At 65.6% G+C, this 20,611-nt stretch carries 16 protein-coding genes; 7 read left to right on the forward strand and 9 right to left on the reverse strand.

The window, feature by feature from the left end:
- The first annotated feature begins 91 nt into the window (after positions 1–91).
- The 3 genes from WMN78_RS10170 to WMN78_RS10180 all read left to right on the forward strand — a co-directional run bounded on the left by WMN78_RS10170 (position 92) and on the right by WMN78_RS10180 (position 2,088).
- Positions 92–970 (forward strand): FAD-dependent oxidoreductase, encoded by an 879-nt coding sequence (locus tag WMN78_RS10170; RefSeq protein ID WP_340533629.1) that lies wholly within the window; start codon positions 92–94, stop codon positions 968–970.
- 92 nt (positions 971–1,062) lie between these two features.
- Entirely contained in the window at positions 1,063–1,785 is a 723-nt protein-coding gene (gene deoC / locus WMN78_RS10175; RefSeq protein ID WP_340533630.1) for a deoxyribose-phosphate aldolase, read from the forward strand.
- 72 nt (positions 1,786–1,857) lie between these two features.
- Entirely contained in the window at positions 1,858–2,088 is a 231-nt protein-coding gene (locus WMN78_RS10180) for a hypothetical protein (protein WP_340533631.1), read from the forward strand.
- Between the two features lie 81 nt (positions 2,089–2,169).
- On the opposite strand, the gene WMN78_RS10185 is transcribed toward WMN78_RS10180, so the two are convergent.
- The 5 genes from WMN78_RS10185 to WMN78_RS10205 form a co-directional block, all read right to left on the reverse strand.
- Positions 2,170–2,991 carry a metal-dependent hydrolase gene (locus WMN78_RS10185; protein WP_340533632.1) on the reverse strand — a complete coding sequence of 274 codons (822 nt, stop codon included), beginning with the start codon at positions 2,989–2,991 and terminating at the stop codon, positions 2,170–2,172.
- Between the two features lie 6 nt (positions 2,992–2,997).
- Complete coding sequence (gene mfd, locus WMN78_RS10190) at positions 2,998–6,690, reverse strand: transcription-repair coupling factor (protein WP_340533633.1); 3,693 nt, start codon at positions 6,688–6,690, stop codon at positions 2,998–3,000.
- Positions 6,691–6,813: 123 nt separating this feature from the next.
- Positions 6,814–7,752 carry an AfsR/SARP family transcriptional regulator gene (locus WMN78_RS10195; RefSeq protein ID WP_340533634.1) on the reverse strand — a complete coding sequence of 313 codons (939 nt, stop codon included), beginning with the start codon at positions 7,750–7,752 and terminating at the stop codon, positions 6,814–6,816.
- 344 nt (positions 7,753–8,096) lie between these two features.
- The gene (locus tag WMN78_RS10200) at positions 8,097–10,022 is read right to left on the reverse strand and encodes an S-layer homology domain-containing protein (protein ID WP_340533635.1); all 1,926 of its coding nucleotides are present in this window, start codon (positions 10,020–10,022) and stop codon (positions 8,097–8,099) included.
- The gene (locus WMN78_RS10205) at positions 10,019–10,276 is read right to left on the reverse strand and encodes a hypothetical protein (protein WP_340533636.1); all 258 of its coding nucleotides are present in this window, start codon (positions 10,274–10,276) and stop codon (positions 10,019–10,021) included. Before WMN78_RS10205 ends, WMN78_RS10200 begins: the two co-directional genes overlap by 4 nt.
- A gap of 471 nt (positions 10,277–10,747) precedes the next feature.
- Here WMN78_RS10205 and WMN78_RS10210 point away from each other — a divergent pair, with 471 nt between their 5' ends.
- The 4 genes from WMN78_RS10210 (at position 10,748) to WMN78_RS10225 (ending at position 13,948) form a co-directional block, all read left to right on the forward strand.
- On the forward strand, positions 10,748–12,244 hold the full coding sequence (locus tag WMN78_RS10210) for an SDR family oxidoreductase (RefSeq protein WP_340533637.1): 1,497 nt from the start codon (positions 10,748–10,750) through the stop codon (positions 12,242–12,244).
- 54 nt (positions 12,245–12,298) lie between these two features.
- Entirely contained in the window at positions 12,299–12,796 is a 498-nt protein-coding gene (locus WMN78_RS10215; RefSeq protein WP_340533638.1) for a DUF2505 domain-containing protein, read from the forward strand.
- Between the two features lie 3 nt (positions 12,797–12,799).
- Positions 12,800–13,021 carry an SCO4848 family membrane protein gene (locus WMN78_RS10220; protein WP_340533639.1) on the forward strand — a complete coding sequence of 74 codons (222 nt, stop codon included), beginning with the start codon at positions 12,800–12,802 and terminating at the stop codon, positions 13,019–13,021.
- Between the two features lie 702 nt (positions 13,022–13,723).
- Entirely contained in the window at positions 13,724–13,948 is a 225-nt protein-coding gene (locus WMN78_RS10225; protein WP_340533640.1) for a helix-turn-helix domain-containing protein, read from the forward strand.
- Here WMN78_RS10225 and sufU read toward each other — a convergent pair.
- The 4 genes from sufU to WMN78_RS10245 form a co-directional block, all read right to left on the reverse strand.
- The gene (sufU, locus tag WMN78_RS10230; RefSeq protein WP_340533680.1) at positions 13,945–14,412 is read right to left on the reverse strand and encodes a Fe-S cluster assembly sulfur transfer protein SufU; all 468 of its coding nucleotides are present in this window, start codon (positions 14,410–14,412) and stop codon (positions 13,945–13,947) included. The two genes, WMN78_RS10225 and sufU, sit on opposite strands and share 4 nt — an antisense overlap.
- Before the next feature lie 14 nt (positions 14,413–14,426).
- Positions 14,427–15,758 (reverse strand): SufS family cysteine desulfurase, encoded by a 1,332-nt coding sequence (locus tag WMN78_RS10235; protein WP_425341143.1) that lies wholly within the window; start codon positions 15,756–15,758, stop codon positions 14,427–14,429.
- A 131-nt stretch (positions 15,759–15,889) separates the two neighbouring features.
- Complete coding sequence (locus WMN78_RS10240; protein ID WP_340533642.1) at positions 15,890–18,478, reverse strand: LuxR C-terminal-related transcriptional regulator; 2,589 nt, start codon at positions 18,476–18,478, stop codon at positions 15,890–15,892.
- Positions 18,479–19,396: 918 nt separating this feature from the next.
- Positions 19,397–20,404 carry a dTDP-glucose 4,6-dehydratase gene (locus WMN78_RS10245; protein WP_340533643.1) on the reverse strand — a complete coding sequence of 336 codons (1,008 nt, stop codon included), beginning with the start codon at positions 20,402–20,404 and terminating at the stop codon, positions 19,397–19,399.
- Positions 20,405–20,611: the final 207 nt, after the last annotated feature.

A 20,611-nucleotide genomic window follows, 5' to 3' on the forward strand; every position in this document is an offset into this window, starting at 1 on the left:
CGGGAAACACCCGCGAAAAACCGGACGCCTACGCTGGTTTCCATCACCAACCCAGGCCAAACAAGGGTCTCACCAGCGAAAGGGCCTTCACATGTCCGCTCCGGCAGCGTCCATCACCTCCTCCACCACGTTCCAGGCGTCGTCCCCGGTTCAGCGCGTGGTCATCGCGGGCGCCGGACCGGCTGCCCGGGCCCTGGTGGGCCAGCTGGACCGGTCCCGCTTCGCAGGCAGCATCACCGTCCTCAGCAACCGCGACGACGCTCCGTCCGAACTCCTGGAACTGGCTGCGCTCCCCCAGGTGTCGATCCGCTTCGGTCAGCCGGCAAGCTTCATCGACGCGGCCAACCGGATGGTGACCACCGCGGACGGCATGGAATTCAGCTACGACCAGCTGGTGATTGCCACCGGCTCGGCTCCGGCACTGTCTCCGGTGGACGGCGCCGGCCGCTGCCTCAGCTACTCCACCATCGACGACGCCGCCCGGATCGGCGACGCCGTCAAGGAAGTCACCCGTGTCCTCGGCCGGCGGCCGTTGGGGATCCTTGTGGGAACCGGCCCGGAAGCGGGCCAGGCCGAAGCGGTACTGCGTGCCCGCGGCGTGCGGCCCATCCGCACCACGCTCCGGCCGGCCGCAGTAGTCCCGACGCTGGCCGGTTCCCCGCTCCCCGCCGCCGGGATTGTCTTCGACGACGGCAGCAGCATGAACGGCGACCTGGTGGTCCTCGCCGAGGAGCGCGTGGCCCGGGACGGGCTGGCGGCCAGCGCCGGCCTTGAGACGGCGGCAAACGGCGGGATCGTGATCGGCCAGGACTTCCGGACGTCAGTTCCCGGCATCTGGGCCATCGGCGACGCCGCTTCGTTCGACGGCGTCCGTCTGGGCCTGCTGGTGGCGTCGGGCTCCGCGGCGGGGGCCTGCGCAGCCCAGCTCATGCAGGCAACGCTGCAGGAAGCTGTCCCGGTTGCCGCCTAGCATCGTTGTGGCAAGATGGTCACCTGAGAAGCCACGAAGAACACGGCGCCTGCTGCCCACGAGGCCCGGCGGGGCCACCAGGAAGGACCACCATGAGCAACGAAGCCACCGGCATTTCTGACGCCGCCGCCGGGGTCACGGCACCCGGAGAAATCGCCTCCTTCATCGACCACACGCTGCTGAAGCCGGAGGCCAGTGAAGCGGAGATCCTCAAGGTCTGTTCCGAAGCCGTCGAGTACCGTTTCAAATCCGTGTGCGTGAACCCGGTCTGGGTCAAGACCGTGACCACCGCCCTCAAGGGTTCGGGCGTGCTGACCTGCTCCGTGGTCGGGTTTCCCCTGGGTGCCACGCCCACTGACGTCAAGGCCTTCGAGGCCCGCGGCGCCGTGCTGGACGGCGCCGACGAGGTGGACATGGTCATCAACATCGCGGCCGCCCGCGCCGACGACAAGGGCGCTCTGGTTGATGACATCCGGGCCGTGGCCGAAGCTGTACACGCCAGCGACGCCATCCTGAAGGTGATCATCGAGACCGCACTGCTCAGCGATTCGCAGAAAGTCCTCGCCTGCGAGGCCGCCGTCGAGGCCGGAGCGGACTTCGTCAAGACGTCCACGGGCTTCAACGGCGGCGGTGCAACTGCTGAAGACGTGGCCCTGATGCGCCGCACGGTGGGCCCGAAGGTCGGTGTCAAGGCCTCCGGCGGCGTGCGTTCGCTGGCCGATGCGCAGGCTATGATTGCTGCAGGTGCAACACGTATTGGCGCCAGCTCCGGGATTGCGATCGTCAAGGGCGAACAGGGTTCGTCCGCGTACTGACCAGTTCCGGAAGCGCCACAGTTTTTGAGCCCTTCGGGGCGTTTTGAGCCCTGCGGGGCCGAGGAGGAATGAATGTCCAAGACCGTTGATAGCCCCAAGACCCCTCAGAACGAGAACAGCCTCGTAGGCAGCATCGCTATTTTTGCAGTCATGATGGTCCTGTTCCTCGGCTCCATCTACTCCCTGTCGTTCCTCACGCTGGGCAACCCGTGGCCGATGGCCGTGTGCCTGGGCCTCTTCGCCGCCGCGTTCTGGATCCCGCAGACGCTTCTGGGCCGTTCGGACTCGGCCGGCGAGCACTAAGCTTTTCCAACTTAAACCAGCTGACGCCCCCGGATGATCCGGGGGCGTCAGGCGTTTAAGCCGCTAACCAGTTTCAGGGGGCTAGCCGGCCCCGAACAGGCTGTTGACCAGGGTGCTTCCGAGCGCAAGGGCAGCCGGGAAATGCGTCTTGGCCAGCCCCCAGACGGCCACGCACATCCCCACCATGGCATACGCGCTCACGGGGATCAGCACGAGCCACTCCCGCTTGGAACCGGCCCGACCCAGCAACGGCACGGAAAACGCTCCGTTGGCCCGCCAGATGTCGTTGAGCACCGGCAGTTTCCGCAGGAACCGGGGCGGCTTGATCACGATCGGCCACAGCAGGGGCACTCCCCCGGTGGTGATCATGTCTCCCACAATATGCACCACCACGCCCGTCAGCATTGAGACGGGCAGCCACGTCCACTGGTCCGGCGCGAACCAGGTCACCAGTCCTGCCATGGTCAGCGCGAACAGCCAGTTGCTGATGAAGCCGGCCTTCGGGAACAGCTTGAGCGCCTTGGCTGCGATGTTGATCATGAACATGCACAGCAGGCCTGCGCCCACCGACAGCAGCCCCCAGTCCGTCTCCAGCTGGATCTGCCCGGCAATGGTGGCCAGCAGCACGAAGAAGGCCGCCCCCAGCACCGAGTGCGTGCCCTGCCGGTGCCCGCCGCTGGCATTTTCAATCCCGACTGCAATGACGTTGGACAGCGGCGGCAGGGAGTTGGCAACGGTGCTGTGGCGGTGGTCCCAGTCGCACACCAGCGCGGTTCCCGCCGTCGCCATGCCGCCGATCAGGATGCCGGTGGCGTCCAGCGGGTACCAGCCCAGGGTGTACGGCCCCGTTGAGGCGATAGCTACCCACGCCGCGGCTCCCGACGCGGCGTGGTGTCCTCCCATCACGCGCTAACCGCCCGTGGGTGAGACAGATACAGCGGCGTCGGAGAAGATGTTGCGGATGACGCCGTTGGCCCATTCCAGGATTTCGGCGTCCTGCAGGTCCCGGCCGCCGATCCTGGCGGTCTTGGGCTTGGGTATCAGCACCGCGTCCAGGGCGGGCTTCGACTGCGAGCCGGGGTACATCCGCGTGAGCCGCATGGTCTTCGATTCGGGCAGCTGCGCCGGCGAGAATTTGATGAAGTTTCCCTGCAGTGCGACGTCGGACAGCCCGGCTTCGCGGGCTCCCACCCTGAAGCGGGCGACGGCGATCAGGTTCTGCGCAGGCAGCGGCGGTTCGCCGTAACGGTCCACGAGTTCGGCCTGGACCTCGTCGATGGCTTCGTTTGTGAGCGCGGATGCCAGTTTGCGGTAGGCCTCGAGGCGCAGCCGTTCGCCCGGCACATAGTCGTGCGGCAGGTGGGCGTTGACGGGCAGCTCGATCTTCATTTCGGCGGCCTTCTCCTCGGCCTCGCCGCGGAAGTCGGCCACGGCCTCGCCCACCAGGCGGATGTAGAGGTCGAAGCCCACGCCCTGGATGTGGCCGGACTGCTCGCCGCCCAGGAGGTTGCCGGCGCCACGGATTTCGAGGTCCTTCATGGCCAGCTGCATGCCGGCGCCAAGCTCGTTGTGCGTGGCCACGGCCTTGAGCCGTTCCAATGCCACCTCGCCCAGCGGTTTCTCGGACGGGTACAGGAAATACGCGTAGGCGCGTTCGCGGCCGCGGCCCACGCGCCCGCGCAGCTGGTGTAGCTGCGAGAGCCCGTACTTGTCAGCCCCGTCCACGATCAGGGTGTTGGCGTTGGAAATGTCCAGGCCGGTTTCGATGATGGTGGTGCACACCAGCACGTCGAAGCGCTTTTCCCAGAAATCCACGATGATCTGTTCGAGGCGGCTTTCGGACATCTGGCCGTGGGCCACCTCCACGCGGGCTTCGGGAACCAGTTCGCGGATCTTGGCGGCGGTCCGTTCAATCGTTGACACCCGGTTATGGACGAAAAACACCTGGCCCTCGCGCATGAGTTCGCGTCGGACCGCGGCGGAGGTCTGCTTGTCCGTGTACGGACCCACATAGGTCAGCACCGGGTGGCGCTCTTCCGGCGGGGTGGCCAGGGTGGAGGTCTCGCGGATACCGGTCAGGGACATTTCCAGGGTGCGCGGAATCGGTGTTGCGCTCATGGCCAGGACGTCCACGTTGGTGCGCATCTTCTTCAGCGCTTCCTTGTGTTCAACGCCGAAACGCTGCTCCTCGTCCACGATCACGAGGCCAAGGTCCTTGAAGCCGAAATCCTTGGACAGCAGCCGGTGGGTGCCGATCACGACGTCCACGGAACCTGCTTTGACGCCGTCGGCAGTTTCCTTGGCTTCCTTGCCGCTCTGGAAGCGGGACAGCGGCTTGACGACCAGCGGGAAGCCGGAGAATCGTTCAGTGAACGTCTCGTAGTGCTGCTGGGCCAGCAGCGTCGTGGGGACCAGCACGGCCACCTGCTTGCCATCCTGGACGGCCTTGAACGCGGCCCGGACGGCGATCTCGGTCTTGCCGTAGCCCACGTCACCGGAGATCAGCCGGTCCATCGGGATCTCGCGCTCCATGTCGGCCTTGACCTCATTGATGGTGGTCAGCTGGTCCGGGGTCTCCACGTAGGGGAACGCCTCTTCCAGCTCGCGCTGCCACGGGGTGTCCGGGCCGAAGGCGTGGCCGCGGGAGGCCATCCGGGCCGAGTACAGACGGATCAGCTCGCCGGCGATCTCCTTGACGGCCTTGCGGGCCTTGGACTTGGTGCTGGCCCAGTCCGCTCCGCCCATCTTGCTCAGCGCCGGGGTGTCCCCGCCGACGTAGCGGGTGACCTGGTCCAGCTGGTCGGTGGGCACAAAAAGCCGGTCGCCCGGGGCCCCGCGCTTGGACGGGGCGTATTCCAGGACGAGGTATTCGCGCACGCCGGCTGAGTCTTTTGAGCCCCCAACTGCGATCTTTCGCTGGATCAGTTCCACGAAACGGCCGATGCCGTGCTGTTCGTGCACCACGGAGTCCCCGGCCACCAGCTGCAGCGGGTCCACGGCGTTCCGCCGTTTGGACGGCATGCGCCGCATATCCTTCGTGGACCCGGCGGACGTGCGGCCCAGCAGGTCCGCTTCCGTCAGCAGGCCAAGTTTCAGCCCGTCCAGGACAAAACCACGTCCGACGGCGGCGGTGGTCACCTCGATGATGCCCGCCTGGGGCTCGTCAGTCAGGGAGTCAACGCGGGCGCAGGGAATGTCGTTGTCGTGGAAGAGTTCCGCGAGGCGCTGCGCCGGGCCCGGGCCCTCCGTGACAACCACAAGGCGCCACTGGTCCCGGACGTGCGAACCGATGAACTCCATCATTTCCGCGACGTCGCCCTGGTAGCCGCGGGGTTCCCGTGCGTGCAGGTTGAGCACGTTGATGTCCGGCGTCAGTTCTTCGTCGGTGGCCAGCGACGTGATGGACCACCACGATACTTCGTGGCCCAGGGCGGAGCTGCGGGTGTCCGTCAGGGAGCGGAAGCTTGCGGAATGCAGGGCAGCCGACGCTGCCGAGCTGAGGTCGAGCGGCGCAGTGCCCCCGTCTGATGCCGTCGACCACGCCGCTTCGAGGAATTCCTCGTTCGTGGCGGCGAGGTCATGGGCGCGGGTGCGGACCTTTTCGGGCTCGATCACCACGGAGATGGACCCGGCGGGCAGTTGTTCCACGAAGGGCACCATGGCATCCACCAGGACGGGTGCGAGGGACTCCATGCCCTCCACCGCGATGCCGCCGGCGATCTTTTCGAGCATGTCGGCAGCGGCGGGCAGCTGGGCCTTGAGCGTGGCGGCCCGGGACATCACGGACGGGGTGATCAGGATTTCACGGCACGGCGGCGCGTGCAGTTCGGTGGGGTGGTGCAGTCCCGGCGAGGAGAGGGAACGCTGGTCTGCGACGGCGAACCAGCGCATCTGGTCCACCTCGTCACCGAAGAACTCCACGCGGATGGGATGGTCCTCGGTGGGCGGGAAGACGTCCAGCATGCCGCCGCGGACGGCGAATTCGCCGCGGCGGGACACCATGTCCACCCGGGCATAGGCGGCGTCGGCGAGGCTCTTTACGACGCGGCTAAAGGGAGCCTCCTGGCCGACCTTCAGGGTTACCGGCGCCAGGTCGCCCAAACCGGCCACGATCGGCTGCAACACGGCGCGGACCGGTGCCACCACCACGCGGAGCGGTCCCCCCGAGGCTGTTTCAGGGTGTGCCAGCCGGCGAAGCACGGACAGGCGGCGTCCCACGGTGTCCGAGCGCGGGGACAGCCGTTCGTGGGGAAGGGTCTCCCAGCTGGGGAATTCAGCCACCGAATCAGCGGGCAGGAAGGCCCGCAGGGCCGCAGTCAAGTCCTCCGCTTCGCGGCCCGTGGCGGTGACGGCCACCACCAGGGGTGCCCCGCCGTCGTCGGGGTTCCCTCCCTGCGCCCCGCTGGAGGCGGCGTGCAGTGCCGCAAGGCCGTCGGACATCTCCGCCAGCAGGGCTGCGCGCAGGCCTGCCGGCGCGCTGACCTGGTAGTCCTCGCTGCGGGTTTCGAAGCCCCGGGACGCTTCAGCCTGCACCCGGGCAAACGTTGTGTCTCCCGCGAGTGCGCGGCGAAGGCCTGTAAGTGACGGGCCGGTGAGGCTCATGGCAGAAGCTCCTGAAATGATCACGGGAAGGCAGGCAACACGAAAACCCGAAATTCGCGAGAATCCCGGGTCTTCCCAGCCTACCGCGATGGCGGAGCGCCGTGCGCGTGGAGGTGCATTCCGTCAGACGGCGGCCTGCGCGCGCTGGAGGAAGGAGTCGAGGATGCGTCCCGCGTTCTCACGGGTCAGCCTCGCGTCTGCGGAAGGCTGACCGGCCTGCCCGTTACCTTTCAGCGACTCCCCGAGGTAGAGCAGGGCCGCCAGGGCTTCCGACAACTCCACGTCTGCCTCGGCGCGCTGGCGCAGGAGCCGCAGGTGCGCGGCCTGCAGCGCCGGTCCGGGTGCGCAGCCCAGGTCCCGGTCGAAGATCCTTCGGCACCGGGCGTAGGCAGACAACCCCTCGGCCGGAAGCCCGGACAGTTCGTAGGCTGTCACCAGCACGGTCCAGGCGCGTTCGTTGAGGGGGTCGGAGGTCACGGCTGATTCTGCCCAGCGGACGGATTCCGCGGGCCTGTTGAGCAAGGCGGCAGTTTCTGCGGCCCGGACCTGTGCTGCCACCCGTTCGACCCTGAGCCTGGTGCGGGCGTCATCGGCCCAGTCTGACGCGAGCTCGGAGCCAAGCAGCGGCGCGTCGGACAGCTCCAGGGCCTGAGTCAGCAGTGTGTAGGCCTTCCGGGGAGTGGTGTGTGCAGCGTCGTGCACCAGCCGGCGGAAGGTGAGAAGGTCCACATCAACCATCGCAGGATCCAGGACGTAGCCGCCGTTGGCGGTCCGCAGCGGGCCGTTTCGGGGGTTGCCCGGCTGGATGGCACGCCGGATGCCGCAGACATAGCTCTCCAGCGTCGCAACCGTTCCGCTGCCGGCACTGGGCCCCCACAGTGTTTCGATGATCCGGCTTTTGGATACGGGGCTTCCGAGATCAAGCAGCAGGATTTCCAGAATGTGCCGGGGTTTACAGCCGCCCAAGTCGACTGCGGCCTGGGGGACCTTGTTTCGCCGGAGGTCGAATGTTCCGAAAAGGCGAACGGATATTGATTGTGCTGATTCAGGAGGTGTCCCCACGATGTTCTCCATTTTCCCGTGCACTGCTTTTGGTGCTTTTCTCGACAGGACACCAGGCGCGGTGCGCTGTTGGATGATCCGGCGTTCAAACCCAGACTGACACGGTGAAAATGGCCCATCAAGCCGGCTGGCTACCCGAATGTTGCCTGGCTTGAAAGACAGGTAGCCGGAGATTGTTGGGCGGGTGGATGACACCCCCCGAGGCTGAGTACACCCAGAATGAATCAAGTAGTCAAAGTGACTGGAGTTACGACTGTGCGGGTAGTGCCTACATGTATCCAAGATGAAGGGCGGGCCCCGGAGATCCCGGGGCCCGCCCTTTGCTTGTTCTTTTGTTGCTGCTGCTAGGCCGTCGGGTTGCCCATCCGGTAGAGGAAGGCAGCCATCTGGTCACGGTTGATCTGCTCCGCAGGGCGGTAGCTTGCCGTGTTGTTGGGGCCAGGCCAGCCGTTGGAGATGTTCATATCAGCCATCCACGCAATTTCCTTGTAGAACGTATGGCCGGTGGAAACATCGGTGAACGGCGAGACCGCGGGGGCCGTGTAGGTGGTGGTGCCGCTCATCCGGTAGAGGAAGGCCGCCATCTGGTCACGGTTGATCTGCTCCGCGGGACGGAACGCCTTCGTGTTGTTGGGGCCAGGCCAGCCGTTGGAGATCTGCCGCTCAGCCATCCACGCAATTTCCCGGTAGAACGCGTGGTTGGTGGGAACGTCCGTGAAGGGCGAGACCGCAGGAGGCGTGTAATTCGTGGTGCCGCTCATCCGGAAGAGGAAGGCCGCCATCTGGTCACGGTTCACCTGAGCCGCCGGACGGTAGGTGAAGGTGTTATTGCCTTCAGACCAGCCCTGCGAGATTTTCATGAAGGACATCCACGCGATTTCGCGGTAGAACGTGTGGCTGGTCGCCACATCCGCAAACGGTGATACCGACGGCGGAACGTAGACCGGCACGGTCCCACCGACGAGTTCCAGCAGCTGCACGTTGTCCAGGTAGGCCGTGACACCAGTGCCGGTCACGCTCACCTGCAGGCTCGCCGAGGCCACATTGGTGGTGCTCGGGGTGTAGGTGAAGTTCATCGCCTCGACCCACCGAGAGTTCTCCACCTTGCGGAACTGGCCGGAAATCCACTGTCCGGCCGAGTTGTACTCGTCGACGTAGAACCCGACCTCACCGGCTGTGACCGCAGCCACGTTGAGGAACGCCTTGAACAGGTAGTTCTTCGCCGGCGTCACCGGAACCGTCGGCGAGAAGAGGTGACCCGCCGTGGCACCCGAGACCAGCTTCACCGAGTTGGTGGAGTCGGGGTAGCTGCCGTTGTTGCCGGAGTCCGCGGTGATCGCCGCCGGGGCGTCGGTGCGCCAGCCGTCCCCGAGTCCGTTATTGAACGTGGGGTTCGGCATCAGGTTGGGGCTGCCGGTTACCAGGCCCTTGCTGATGTTGACGTTCTTGATCTGGCCGGCTGCCACTTTGGTCTTCACGTACGCGGCGAGCTCGTCGAGCTCGGCCGTGCCGTACTGGTAGTCGTCCGGGTTGGTACTCGGGTTCGGCCTGATGTCATGGAAGGTGAACACCACCCACTTCTTGTTCAAGATCGCGTCGTCGACCTTCGCCTTCAGGGTCGCAACTGGAGTGGTGACCTCCTGAACCGGAACGTTGTGCAGCAGGTAGTCGCCGAGCGGCCAGATGTTGTTGCCCACATCAGCGAAGCCGCGCATCGAGCTGTAGTACTTCGCCACCTGGGCCACCGCCGACATGTCGTAGTCGCCGTACGGCGCGGCGAAAGCGGTCGCGTCGATGCCCTGCGCCGCCAGTGCGGCCTTGCTGTTGGCCAGCTCGGCGTCCACTTGCGCGGTGGTCAGCTTGTTCGCCTGGCAGTCGTTGCCGACGCTCACGAGGCACTGATGGGTGACGGTGTGCGAGCCGATCTCCCAGCCGTAGGTGTTCTTCAGCTGCAGGATCTGAGCCCACGTCATGTAGGGCACCTCTGAGTCGGCGCGGCAGGTGTTCGGCACCGTCGTCATACCGACGCAGTTGGTGATGACGTAGTTGGTGCCGGTGAGACCGTGCTTCTGCAGCGTCGGCGCGGCCTCCGTGATGGCGCTGGCCATGCCGTCGTCGAAGGTGAAGGACACAAGAGGCGTCGCCGCGGGGTTCTCCACGGCGGCGGACGCGGCCGTCGGGGACAGCAGTGCGGCGGCCATGGCCCCCACCGCCCCGATCGTCGCGAGCTTGGCGCGCCCCCGCGCCAAGCTGGATCTGGCTCTGGTCATGAGTTCTTCCGTTCTTTTCGGGTGGCCGACGGAGCCTGGTTGCACCGCCGAGGGGTGATCAGGGGGCCCTGCAAGTACTCGAACGCCTGCGCAGCCGGCGGGACTTCGATGCCGCTGCCACTGTCGCTGGTGCCACGGTCCGCCGCGATCGCGATCTGTTCGGCTGCAACCAGCGGGACCATGTTTTGCCGGGGTTCGAAGATGCCAAAAAGGCCAACAGAGCTTGGCGTAGATAAGTCAGGAGCTGTCCCCATGATGCTCTCCATTTCCCCAGCAACTGCTCTGGTGCTTTCTTGGCGGGACCAGGCTGCGGTGCGATGCTGGAGACCCGGCTTTCAAACCTAGGGTGGCATGGTGAAAATGGCCCATCAAGCCGGACGACTACCCTAATATTGCATCGCCCAAAAGACAGGTAGCGGGAAATTTTAAGGCGAGTAGATGACAACCCTGAGCCCGAGTAGTCACAAATTGAGCTAAGTAGTTAAAGTGACTGGAGTTACGGCTGGTCGGGTAGTACACGCAAAAAACACCCGACACAAAAACCGGCCCCAAGGCAGGTTCTCGGAGTTCTCGCAACACGTGGTGAAGAGGTGGTTAGTAGTAATCACGTGGGCGCCCCACGTGTCGCCCTCCCCGCCCCCGCCGTCCCGGCGGGCGCCGTCAAAACTCGGATTGCTAAGCTGGCTGTGCATCGACGCATTCCGCGACGTTCCAAGGAGATCCACATGAACGGCATCCCGAAAACCGTGCTTGTTACCGGTGCCACCGGTTATATAGGCGGTCGGCTGGTCCCCCGGCTCCTCGAGGCGGGGCACACGGTGAAGGTCGTGGTCCGGACTCCGGCCAAGATTGCCGGCGTGCCGTGGCTGGATCAGGTGGAGGTCATCCAGGGCAGCCTCGACGACGGCGACATGCTCCGGGCGGCGCTGGACGGCGTCGACGTGCTCTACTACCTAGTCCACTCGATGGCCGCCGGTGCCGGCTTCGAGGCCAAAGAGAAAGCCATGGCGGAGACCGCCGCCAGGGCGGCCGCCGACGCCGGCGTGGAGAGAATTGTCTACCTCGGCGGCCTGCATCCGGAGGGTGCCGAGCTCTCAACGCACATGCGCTCCCGGGAGGCCGTCGGCAAGGTCTTCCTCGCGAGTCCGGTGGACGCGGTGGTGTTCCAGGCGGGCGTCGTGATCGGATCCGGCTCGGCATCGTTCGAGATGATCCGGCACCTTTCAGAGACGCTCCCCCTCATGCCGGCCCCGAGCTGGGTGCGGAACCGGATCGAGGCGATCGCGGTCAGGGACGTGCTGTACTACCTCGTCGCCGCGGCGTCCCTGGAAGGGCACATCAACCGCACCTTCGACATCGGATGCAGGCAGGTCCTTACCTACGCGGGAATGATGAAGGAATACGCCGCCGAGGCCGGCCTGCCCTACCGTGTGGTGCTCGCCCTGCCCATTCCCGCGCCAAAGCTCGCGGGCATGTGGGTCGCCCTGACCACGCCCATCCCCCTGTCCATGTCGCTGCCGCTCGTTGAATCGCTCCAGCACGACGCAGTGGCGCGCGAGCACGACATTGACGACTTCATACCGCAGCCTGAGGGCGGCCTGACACCCTACCGGCGCGCCGTGGCCCTCGCGCTGGGAAAGGAACGCGACGCTCAGGTGGAAACAACATGGGCCAACGCGGGCGCGGACGCCGACCCGCTCCCGAGCGACCCGGACTGGGCCGGACACAGGGTGTACGTCGACGAGCGAAGCTACTCCAGCCCGGTGGACCCGAAGTATGTCTGGACCATCATCGAGGGGATCGGGGGCCGCAACGGCTGGTACTCCCTGCCGCTGGCATGGCGGGTCCGCGGATGGCTGGACAAGTTGACCGGGGGGGCCGGACTGCTCCGCGGCCGCCGGCACCCGCACCTGCTTGCCGAGGGCGAAGTGGTGGACTGGTGGCGCGCCGAGCGGATCGAGCGGGGCCGTCTGCTGCGGCTTCGGGCGGAAATGCGCGCACCGGGCCGCGCGTGGCTGGAGCTGTCCGTGGAGCCGGAAGGCACCGGCAGCCTCTACCGGCAGCGGGCCATCTTCTTCCCGAAGGGTCTCAGCGGCAAACTGTACTGGCTCGCCGTGCTGCCGTTCCACAGCGTCATTTTTCCTGCCATGTCACACAACATCTCAGCAGCTGCCCAGAAACTGGCAGAGGCCGAATCGGAGTCCGCCGCGTCCACCACGTAGGATGTGGGAGGCAAAAAACCGATGCCCCACACCCCCCAACCCCATGGAGGAACAATGGCACTGAGTGCTTCCACCACCCTGCCGCACAGCGTCGATCGCGTAACCGCTGTGTTCGCCAACGAAGAATTCCAGCGCCACACCAGTGAACTGGTGGGCGGAACCCTTGAATCGTTCAAGGTCGACGGCGATGTTGCCGGCGCTTTCAGCACCACCTCGGTGCGCACCCTGCCCACCACCCGCCTGCCGGAGATTGCCCGCAAGTTCGTGGGCGAACGCCTCACCGTAACCCAGCTTGAGACGTGGGAAGCCCCTGCGGCTGACGGGTCACGGCAGAGCAGCATCAGCCTGAAGATTGCCGGTGCCCCGCTGGACGTCAGCGCGGTGCAGCGGCTGGTCGCCGACGGCGGCAGTACCCGTGTTGAGCTCGAGGGCAACGTGACGTCCTCGGTTCCGTTCCTGGGCGGCAAGATTGCCGATGCTGCCGAGCCCATGGTGGGCAAGGCCCTGAACATCCAGTCCCAGCAGGCGCAGGCCTGGCTGGAAAGCCACTGACCCGTGCAGCTTCCTGTTGCCCTGGCCTGGGTGCTGATCGTGGCCGGCGTCTGGTCCCTGGTGGTCTGGCCCCAGTTCCTTAAGCGGGTGTTGAAGGATCCGCGGGCACGTGACACGGCCGGCAAGGCCACCCGGTTCCTCACGGTCCACGTGGTCCTGGTGTCAGTCTCGCTGGTGCTTGGGGCCGCCACCGCGGCCATCGGCATAGCCGCGCTGGTCGGCTAACCGGCGGCCCCCGCCGGCCACTCGAGTACTCGCAGCTGCAAATGGAGTATGAGGGGTCCTAAGTGAGGTGGACAACACGCTGTTACCGGAACGTGATAAGCCGTAAATTTCTGCTATGGACGCGAACGATATGGAACGGGTTTGGCATGGCAGCCACCGTAGAGTCGACCGCAGAAACTGGTCGCTGTATTTCGCACTGACCCTATTGGGGCTTATCGCGTGGGTAATTGTTGTATTTCCCCACTAATCTTCCGAATTTCCACACCATAACCGAAACTCCGGCGGGTCATCACCTGCCGGAGTTTTGTTTTTCCATACCGGCAGATATTGCCACCCGCACCCGGCGCGAGCGAAATCAGCGGACAAAACCGGAGAACCCGGCCATGATAGTGAGCGCTGTGAGTATCACAAGCGCTATGACGCAGACAATTTCCGCCCTGTGAATCCTGTGCTGAATCCTGAGCTGCGTTTGCCGCAATTCGCTGTCGTACTGGCTCTCAACCATATTACGACGCTACGTGCCTCCCCTGAACGCGACTAGAGTAACCACTACTTGTCTTTTTCCCCATTGCGGTGCGCTCTTCACATCAAGCTCACCATGCCATAAGGTAGCCATAGGATCGGCGATCGGCTCAGCGACGTTTATCTAAGGATCGAAGTACGTCCCCAGGATTGAACTACATCCCAGGAGAGCTGAGAACAGTGGCCGCTGAAGGATTTTCCAACACCCGTTTCCTCACAGTTTCCGAAGTCGCCGAAGTCATGCGGCTTTCCCGGATGACCGTGTACCGGCTCGTCAAGGCGCACGACCTGCCGGCTGTCCGGTTCGGCCGGTCGTACAGGGTTCCCGAGCACGCCATCGAGGACTACGTCCAGCACCATTCCACGCTCGCGGACGACGAGGCTCCGGAGGCCGGCAAGACCTAGCGGCTGGTGGCTACGGCCTGCCGCAGCGCATCCTCTGCAGCCACCCACGCCAGCATGGCGCATTTTACCCTGGCCGGGTATTTTGCGACTCCGGCCAAGGCCGCCGCATCACCCAAAATCTCTTCGTCCGGCTCCAGCCGGCCCCGTGAACGCATGAGCTCCCTGAAATGATCGATCATTTCCCCCAGCTCATCCGGCGATGCACCGTCGGACAGTTCACTCAATATTGAGGCCGAGGCCATTGAGATAGCGCAGCCCTCACCGTTCCAATGGATGCCTTTCACCGTTGGCTGGTCTCCCGCCTCCTCCAGCTCCAGGCGCAGCGTGATTTCGTCGCCGCACACGGGATTGAGCTGGTGGCACTGGCCCACTCCCGCCTGGTCAGGCATGGCCGCGGCTTCCTCATCCGTCAGGTCGGATCCGCTGCGGGTCTTTGCATGCTCCAGGATCAGTTGCTGGTACATCGCATCCAAGGCGCTCACTTTGATGCCCCCGTGCCCGCTACGCCAAAGTAAGGGCGGACCTGGGCGACAGCCTCAAGCAGGAGGTCCACTTCTTCGGTGGTGTTGTAGAGATACGTACTTGCGCGGGTGGTGGCAGTCAGGCCCAGCCGCCGGTGGAGCGGCTGCGCGCAGTGGTGACCCACGCGGACGGCGATACCCAGGCTGTCCAGGTACTGGCCGACGTCGTGCGCGTGCACGCCGGCGACGTCGAAGGCTGCCAGTCCGAGCCGTTCCTCGCCCGCCCGCGGCCCCAGGACGCGGATTCCGTCAATGGCGCCGAGCCCGGTGACCAGCCGCTGGCCCAGGGAAGCTTCCCAGCCGGCGATGCGTTCCATGCCGGTCTCGCGCAGGTAGTTGGCTGCGGCGGCGAGCGCCACCGCCTGGGAAATGGGCTGGGTACCGGCCTCGAAGCGCTGTGGCGCCGGAAGGTACTCCGCTTTTTCCATCGTCACTGTGGTGATCATGGAGCCTCCGGTCAGGAACGGAGGCATTGCGTTTAGCAGCTCCCGCCGCCCGTAGACGCCGCCGATCCCCGTGGGCGCCAGCATCTTGTGGCCGGAGAAGACGGCAAAATCAACGTCCAAGGCCTTGACGTCGAGGGGCAGGTGCGGTGCTGACTGACAGGCATCCAGCACCACGAGCGCGCCAGCTTCGCGTGCCAGCTGCACGAGCTCGGAAACCGGATTGATGGTTCCGAGCACATTTGACGCATGGGTGAACGCCAGGACTTTGGTGCGCCCCGTGATCAGCCGCGCAGCCTCCTCAAGCCGCAACGCGCCGTCGTCGTCGATGGGGATGAACTTCAGTGTGGCACCGGTGCGCCGGCAGAGCTCCTGCCACGGGATCAGGTTCGCGTGGTGTTCCATCTCCGTCACCACCACCTCGTCCCCCGGCCCCAGGGCGAAGCGGCCGGCGTCGCCCCGGACGGTGCCGGTACTGGCGTTGGAGAAAGAGTAGGCCAGGAGGTTCAGGCCTGCGGTGGCATTGGCAGTCCAGACCAGTTCGTCCTCCCCCGCCCCGACAAAGGCGGCCACGGTGGCACGCGCGTCCTCGAACGCGTCGGTGGCCTGGACGGCAAGGTGGTGGGCGCCGCGGTGCACCGCGGCATTCCTCAGCTCGTAGAACTCCTGCTCGGCTTCCAGCACGCTTCGGGGGTTCTGTGACGTGGCGCCGGAATCAAGGTATACGAGGGGCCTGCCGTTGACTTCCTGGTCCAGGACGGGGAAGTCGTTGCGTATCCGCAGGACCTCGACATCACTTAGCGCGGCCTGGGTGACTGCGGTAACGGGAGTGGATACCATGACCAAACTGGAGCTCCTTGATAGGCAAAACCTGCCGACGGCTCGTAGCCACGGACAGGCACACCGCTTGCGTCCGCGGTGCTACTCCCCAATTGTCCCACTATTGCCCGGCGCCGGTTCCGCGAGGCACTAGGGCCCTACGGCCCAACGCCGTCCCGGCTGTTCCAGAGATCAGCGAGCTCCTGGCGCCGCGAAACCCCCAGCTTGCCGTAGATCCTCTGCAAGTGCGCATTGACTGTATTCACGGCGATCCCGAGTTCGGCCGCCACGTGCGCACTCCCCATCCCGGTGACAACAAGCACCGCCACTTCGCGTTCACGCTGCGAAAGCTTGGCAGGATCCGCGGTGGCTGACCGGCCTTTCCCGGGGGGAGCGGAATGGCCGGCGCCGGAATGGGCCGCGCCAACCCGGTGCGGCCGTTCCCGGCCGGGCACCGGTCCGCTGTTCCCCTCACTTGACCAACGCCAGTCCGGCGGCCCGTCGGCTGCCTGATCAAACGCCGTGCCCTCAGGCCGCGCCGCCACACCGAGGTTCAGCAACTCACGTGAACGGCGTCCCCTGCCACCGTCCGCCGAGGGCTTCCGGGGCGTCCTCAGGGCGGGCCCGGCGGTACCGGTGACGGCCGGACGCGCCACCGCTGCGTACGTTTCAGCCAGCCTGGCGGCGAGATCGCCGTCCGCTGCCGGGCCTCCGTCCGCTGCCTGATCTACGCCCTCTGTCTGGTCAATGCCTTCTGTCTGATCAATGCCCTCTGCCCGGCCGGCTGCTGCGGGGCCAGCCGCCGGGGCGGGCAACTGTGCCAGGTCCCACGTAAGCCACTCGGCAGTGGCCTGGGCCCCCAGGGTGAGGGATAGAAGATCGTCCGGATCACCGGCCGTCACGTCTTCGGAGCGGTGAAATGCGTCGGCTCCGGCGGCGCCGTGACGGTAGAACATCATGGCCCGGAAAAGCTGGAGCGGCCCGCCAGGGTAGCTCATCCATTTGTTGCGGCCGGCGCGCCTGTCCGTGTTGCCGCCCTCCACGCCGCCAACCTGGCCCAGCCGCGCCAGGTTGGAGGCGTGGATGGCGAGCACCGTGGAGTGGAAATCAACACTGCACCGCGGGAGGCGTTCCACTGCGGTCAAGGCCCTGGCGGAAAGCGCGACGGCGTCAGCGGACTCGCCGCGCATGGACAGTCCCTGGGCGGCCAGGGCCAGGAGGAGGATGCCTGCGTGGGTTCCGGGCGCTTCGTCCGGACCGGAGTGTCCGCCTTCGCAGAAACCGGCCGGACAAAGCCGGTGGAAGAGCTCCCCGCCCGGGCTGGGCCAGGTTCCCTCCCTCGATTCCAGGTAGAGCTGCAGGACGTCCAGCTCGTCCTGGACGGCATTTTGGTAGGTGTCGGCGGCCGTATCGCCACCTGACGCGGCGGCGGCAAGGCTCAACCGCCGCCTGGCACTGTCCAGCACGGCCTGGAGCGCTTGGCGGCCCGGATTCGTAGGGATGAGCGCTTGCAGGAGCAGCGCCACTGCCCTGGCGAACTCCATGCTCAGCACAGCCGGCGTGGTTTCCAGGAGCCTCTGGAGCACTTCCGCGCTCTGGCCGTACTTGCGGGCATGGAACAGGGCACGGGCCGCCTCGGTCTGGGCCATCAGCTGGAGTTCGGGTGCCTTGACGGACTCCGCTGCACGCAGGGCACGGTCGCTGTCATAAAGGTTGTTGGCCGTCGTGGCCACGGCCAGGAGGTCCAGGTCCGCAACAACCGCGCCCGCATCGAGGGCGGCGTCCACGCGCCGAAGGAGGTTCCACAGCGGCTCCTCCCCGTGTCCTGTGGGGACGCCGTTCAAGTCCGCGACCCCGTGCAGGTCCAGCGGCGGGTACGCGCCCGGAAAATGCCGGGCGGCGCTGGCCTCAACCTCATGGTTCAAGGTGACATCCGCCCCGCCGTCGCTCCTGATCTGAAGCCGGATAACGTCGCCCCGTTCCAGTGCAGCCAAAGCGTCTGGCGGCACCGCCCGGGCAAGGACCGCCAGCGGGGCCGGATCTGCAGCCGCCAGCAGGTCCACCACCTGGCGCTGCTCCGGCGGGAGCGCCTCAATCCGCCGGCGGGCCAGGTCGAACTGGCGTGCTTCCGCCGGGTCCAGCGGCCGGACCATCGTACAACGGCCACCCCGCGCCACGATCCGGCCGCCCGTCAACGCTTCTTCGACGAGCCAGCCGGCCGTCAACGCGTTGGCGCCCGAGGCGGCGTGGATCTCGCGCACCAGGGTACGGCCTGGCCGGGCCGGAAGCCGGGGCTCCAGGAAGGCCCGGAGCTGGTCCAGGGTGAGATCCTCCAGCGTGACGATGGACAGCTGCCGGGCCACCACCGATTCCATCAGCTCCATCTGCAACTGCCTGTCGGAACGGTGGCTGGCCAGCATCTTGATGTCTGGTTCCGAGAGGAGCTGGTTCAGGACCCACAGTGAATTCCCGTCAAGGTGGTCCACGTTGTCCAGGACTATCAGTATCCCGTTTGCTCCCGGGTCCCGGCTTCGGAGTGCATCCCGGCAGGCCCGGACCATGGTCAGCGGTGACACCTTGGAACCCGCCGGCAACGATGGCGCCAGCACACTGCCGATGCCGAACTTCAGCCGGCGGCACGACTCGGGAATGCTATGTGCAATGACTGTGAGCTGTCCGGAGAGCGTCTCCGCCACGGCCGCCAGGAGCCGTGTCCGGCCCGAGCCCGCGGAGCCGGTGACTATCACGCCGGAACTCTCCGAACCCGAAAGCGCGTTGACTGCCGCCCGAAGTTCGGCCGTATGAATGACCGGGGGGAAAGACGAATTTCCTGCCCTAACGTCCATGGTTGCGTCGATTCCTTAGCCGCGGAGCGTGATGTTCCGGACCGCCCCCAACCACCTGCCGGCATTAGCAACTTCTACGCTACCTAGCCGCCCCTTGCGCTGGCGTGAGTGGTGACTACTCGAATATGCCTGCCCGTTGCGTGCTGCCACGTTCAGGCTACTCACAGGATCCGCTTACGGCCTGTTCCACTCATCAGCATCTATTCTGAGGGCGGCCATCGCTGCGCCTATCCGGCGGTCATGAACCCGTGCTTGGCGCGCCGTCAGGGGCAGCTGCCATCCCTGGTGTGTCCCTTGAAGGGGTCGGTGACGACTGGGGGGAAGCCTTGGTCTCAAAGGCTTGTTCGCCACCGACCCCCGTTCATGGGCCCGCGCTGTGCGTCAGGGCTGGCTGCCTCGCGGCAGCGGTGTCGGCAGAATGTGGAGAGGGATGGACGGGCGATTCGGTTGGCCCGGGAATTCCTGCCGCCCTGGCCACCGCGAACCGGATTTCGGGGCATGGTTGCGTGCGTTCGCCCGCAGTGGTGCGTCCATTCCCATTTTGAGACCCGATTCTCCCCCGGAACTCTGTTTCTGTCCGACACCCAAAGCCTATTAAGCCGGGAGTTCAGGGGCACGAGTGGTCCCTACCCGTCTTTCCCTGGGGCCGGTGGCAGGCAGGCTGCACGCCACTCGCCCGGTACCCGCTTCGGTACTCGGTGCGCACCCGCATACACCCGTCTTCTCCCGGCCGCCGCAGCCACCAATGGGCATGACGTGGTGAAACTATGTCTAAGTAGCCCAGAGGGAGGTGTGGGAGCCGGCGAAGATGGGGTTTAGCTAGTTGGCCGCCATCGTGACTTTCCACGCGAGCGGATCGGGTGCTTTCACCGGGCGGTGGTCGGCCGCCACCATCAAGATGATCTGGTCCAACGTGGTCTTGGGGTCGAATCCCACCAGATGCTTCGCTTTGCCGTTGTCTGGTACACGGCGGCGCATGTCTTCATAACCCTCGGCGTAGGCCTGCTCGTAGGGCACCAAGGTGATGGGGCTGTCGCTGCCAAGGAGTTCCACGGTCCGCTGCGCGAGGGTCAGGATGGAGATCTCGCGGCTGCCGCCCAGGTTGTACGCGTTGCCGAAGGCGGACTTCTCCTCCGAGATTTTGGTGATGGCCGGAACGATGTCTCCGACGTAGGAGAAGCACCGTGTCTGGTGGCCGTCGCCGTAAACGGTCAGCGGTTCGCCGGTCAGCGCCTGTTTGACCAGCCGGGAGACTACCAAGCCGTACCGGCCGGTCTGCCGCGGACCAACCGTGTTGAACAGCCGGACGATGGCAACCGGAAGGCCGAATTGCCGCCAGTAGGCGTGCGCGAATGCCTCGTCGATACCCTTGGCCGCGGCGTAGGTCCACCGGGACTTCAGCGCGGAACCGAGGATCCGGTCGGACTCCTCCGACAGGCTGTCCGAGGCATTCTTTCCGTAGATTTCGCTGGTGGACGCCAGCAGCAGCGTGGCGCCGGACTCCAAGACGGCATCCAGGACCACTTCCGTGCCGTGGATGTTGGTGCGCAGGCTCTCCAGCGGGTGCTCCACGATGAGGTTGAGGCCCACTGCCGCCGCCAGGTGGAAGACCCGGTCAGCGCCGGTCACCACTTTGTCCACTGCCGCGCGGTCCAGGATGCTGCCCTCCACAAAGTGGAAGTTCCGGTGGCCAATCACCGTCCGGAGGTTTTCCAGGCGACCGGTAGAGAGGTCATCCAGTACGGTCACTGTGTCCCCGGCTGCGAGGAGATGCTCCACGAGATGGCTCCCGATGAAGCCTGCTCCGCCGGTGATTGCTGTTTTCACTTCTCCTACTTTCTTTGAAGCCCAGCGGCCGCCGGGCTCACAGGAGTAACAACCTGGTGATATTGGTGCCGGCCGGAAGCACGTCGATGTCCATAACCAACTTGCGCCTCCTGGATTCCGGCATCCCGGATGATCTCCAAACTATGCGGATGCATGCACGGGTGGCACGAGTGCTGATTACGTGAATAACCTGCTTGCCGGAAAGGG

It is taken from the genome of Arthrobacter oryzae, assembly GCF_037911235.1.
GTDB classification, from domain to species: domain Bacteria; phylum Actinomycetota; class Actinomycetes; order Actinomycetales; family Micrococcaceae; genus Arthrobacter; species Arthrobacter oryzae_E.

Excerpts from the sequence above, each read along its gene's own strand:
- WMN78_RS10170 (WP_340533629.1), top strand. The coding sequence starts at position 92 with ATGTCCGCTCCGGCAGCGTCCATCACCTCCTCCACCACGTTCCAGGCG.
- deoC (WP_340533630.1), top strand. The coding sequence starts at position 1,063 with ATGAGCAACGAAGCCACCGGCATTTCTGACGCCGCCGCCGGGGTCACG.
- WMN78_RS10180 (WP_340533631.1), top strand. The coding sequence starts at position 1,858 with ATGTCCAAGACCGTTGATAGCCCCAAGACCCCTCAGAACGAGAACAGC.
- WMN78_RS10185 (WP_340533632.1), bottom strand. The coding sequence starts at position 2,991 with ATGGGAGGACACCACGCCGCGTCGGGAGCCGCGGCGTGGGTAGCTATC.
- mfd (WP_340533633.1), bottom strand. The coding sequence starts at position 6,690 with ATGAGCCTCACCGGCCCGTCACTTACAGGCCTTCGCCGCGCACTCGCG.
- WMN78_RS10200 (WP_340533635.1), bottom strand. The coding sequence starts at position 10,022 with ATGACCAGAGCCAGATCCAGCTTGGCGCGGGGGCGCGCCAAGCTCGCG.
- WMN78_RS10205 (WP_340533636.1), bottom strand. The coding sequence starts at position 10,276 with ATGGGGACAGCTCCTGACTTATCTACGCCAAGCTCTGTTGGCCTTTTT.
- WMN78_RS10210 (WP_340533637.1), top strand. The coding sequence starts at position 10,748 with ATGAACGGCATCCCGAAAACCGTGCTTGTTACCGGTGCCACCGGTTAT.
- WMN78_RS10215 (WP_340533638.1), top strand. The coding sequence starts at position 12,299 with ATGGCACTGAGTGCTTCCACCACCCTGCCGCACAGCGTCGATCGCGTA.
- sufU (WP_340533680.1), bottom strand. The coding sequence starts at position 14,412 with ATGTACCAGCAACTGATCCTGGAGCATGCAAAGACCCGCAGCGGATCC.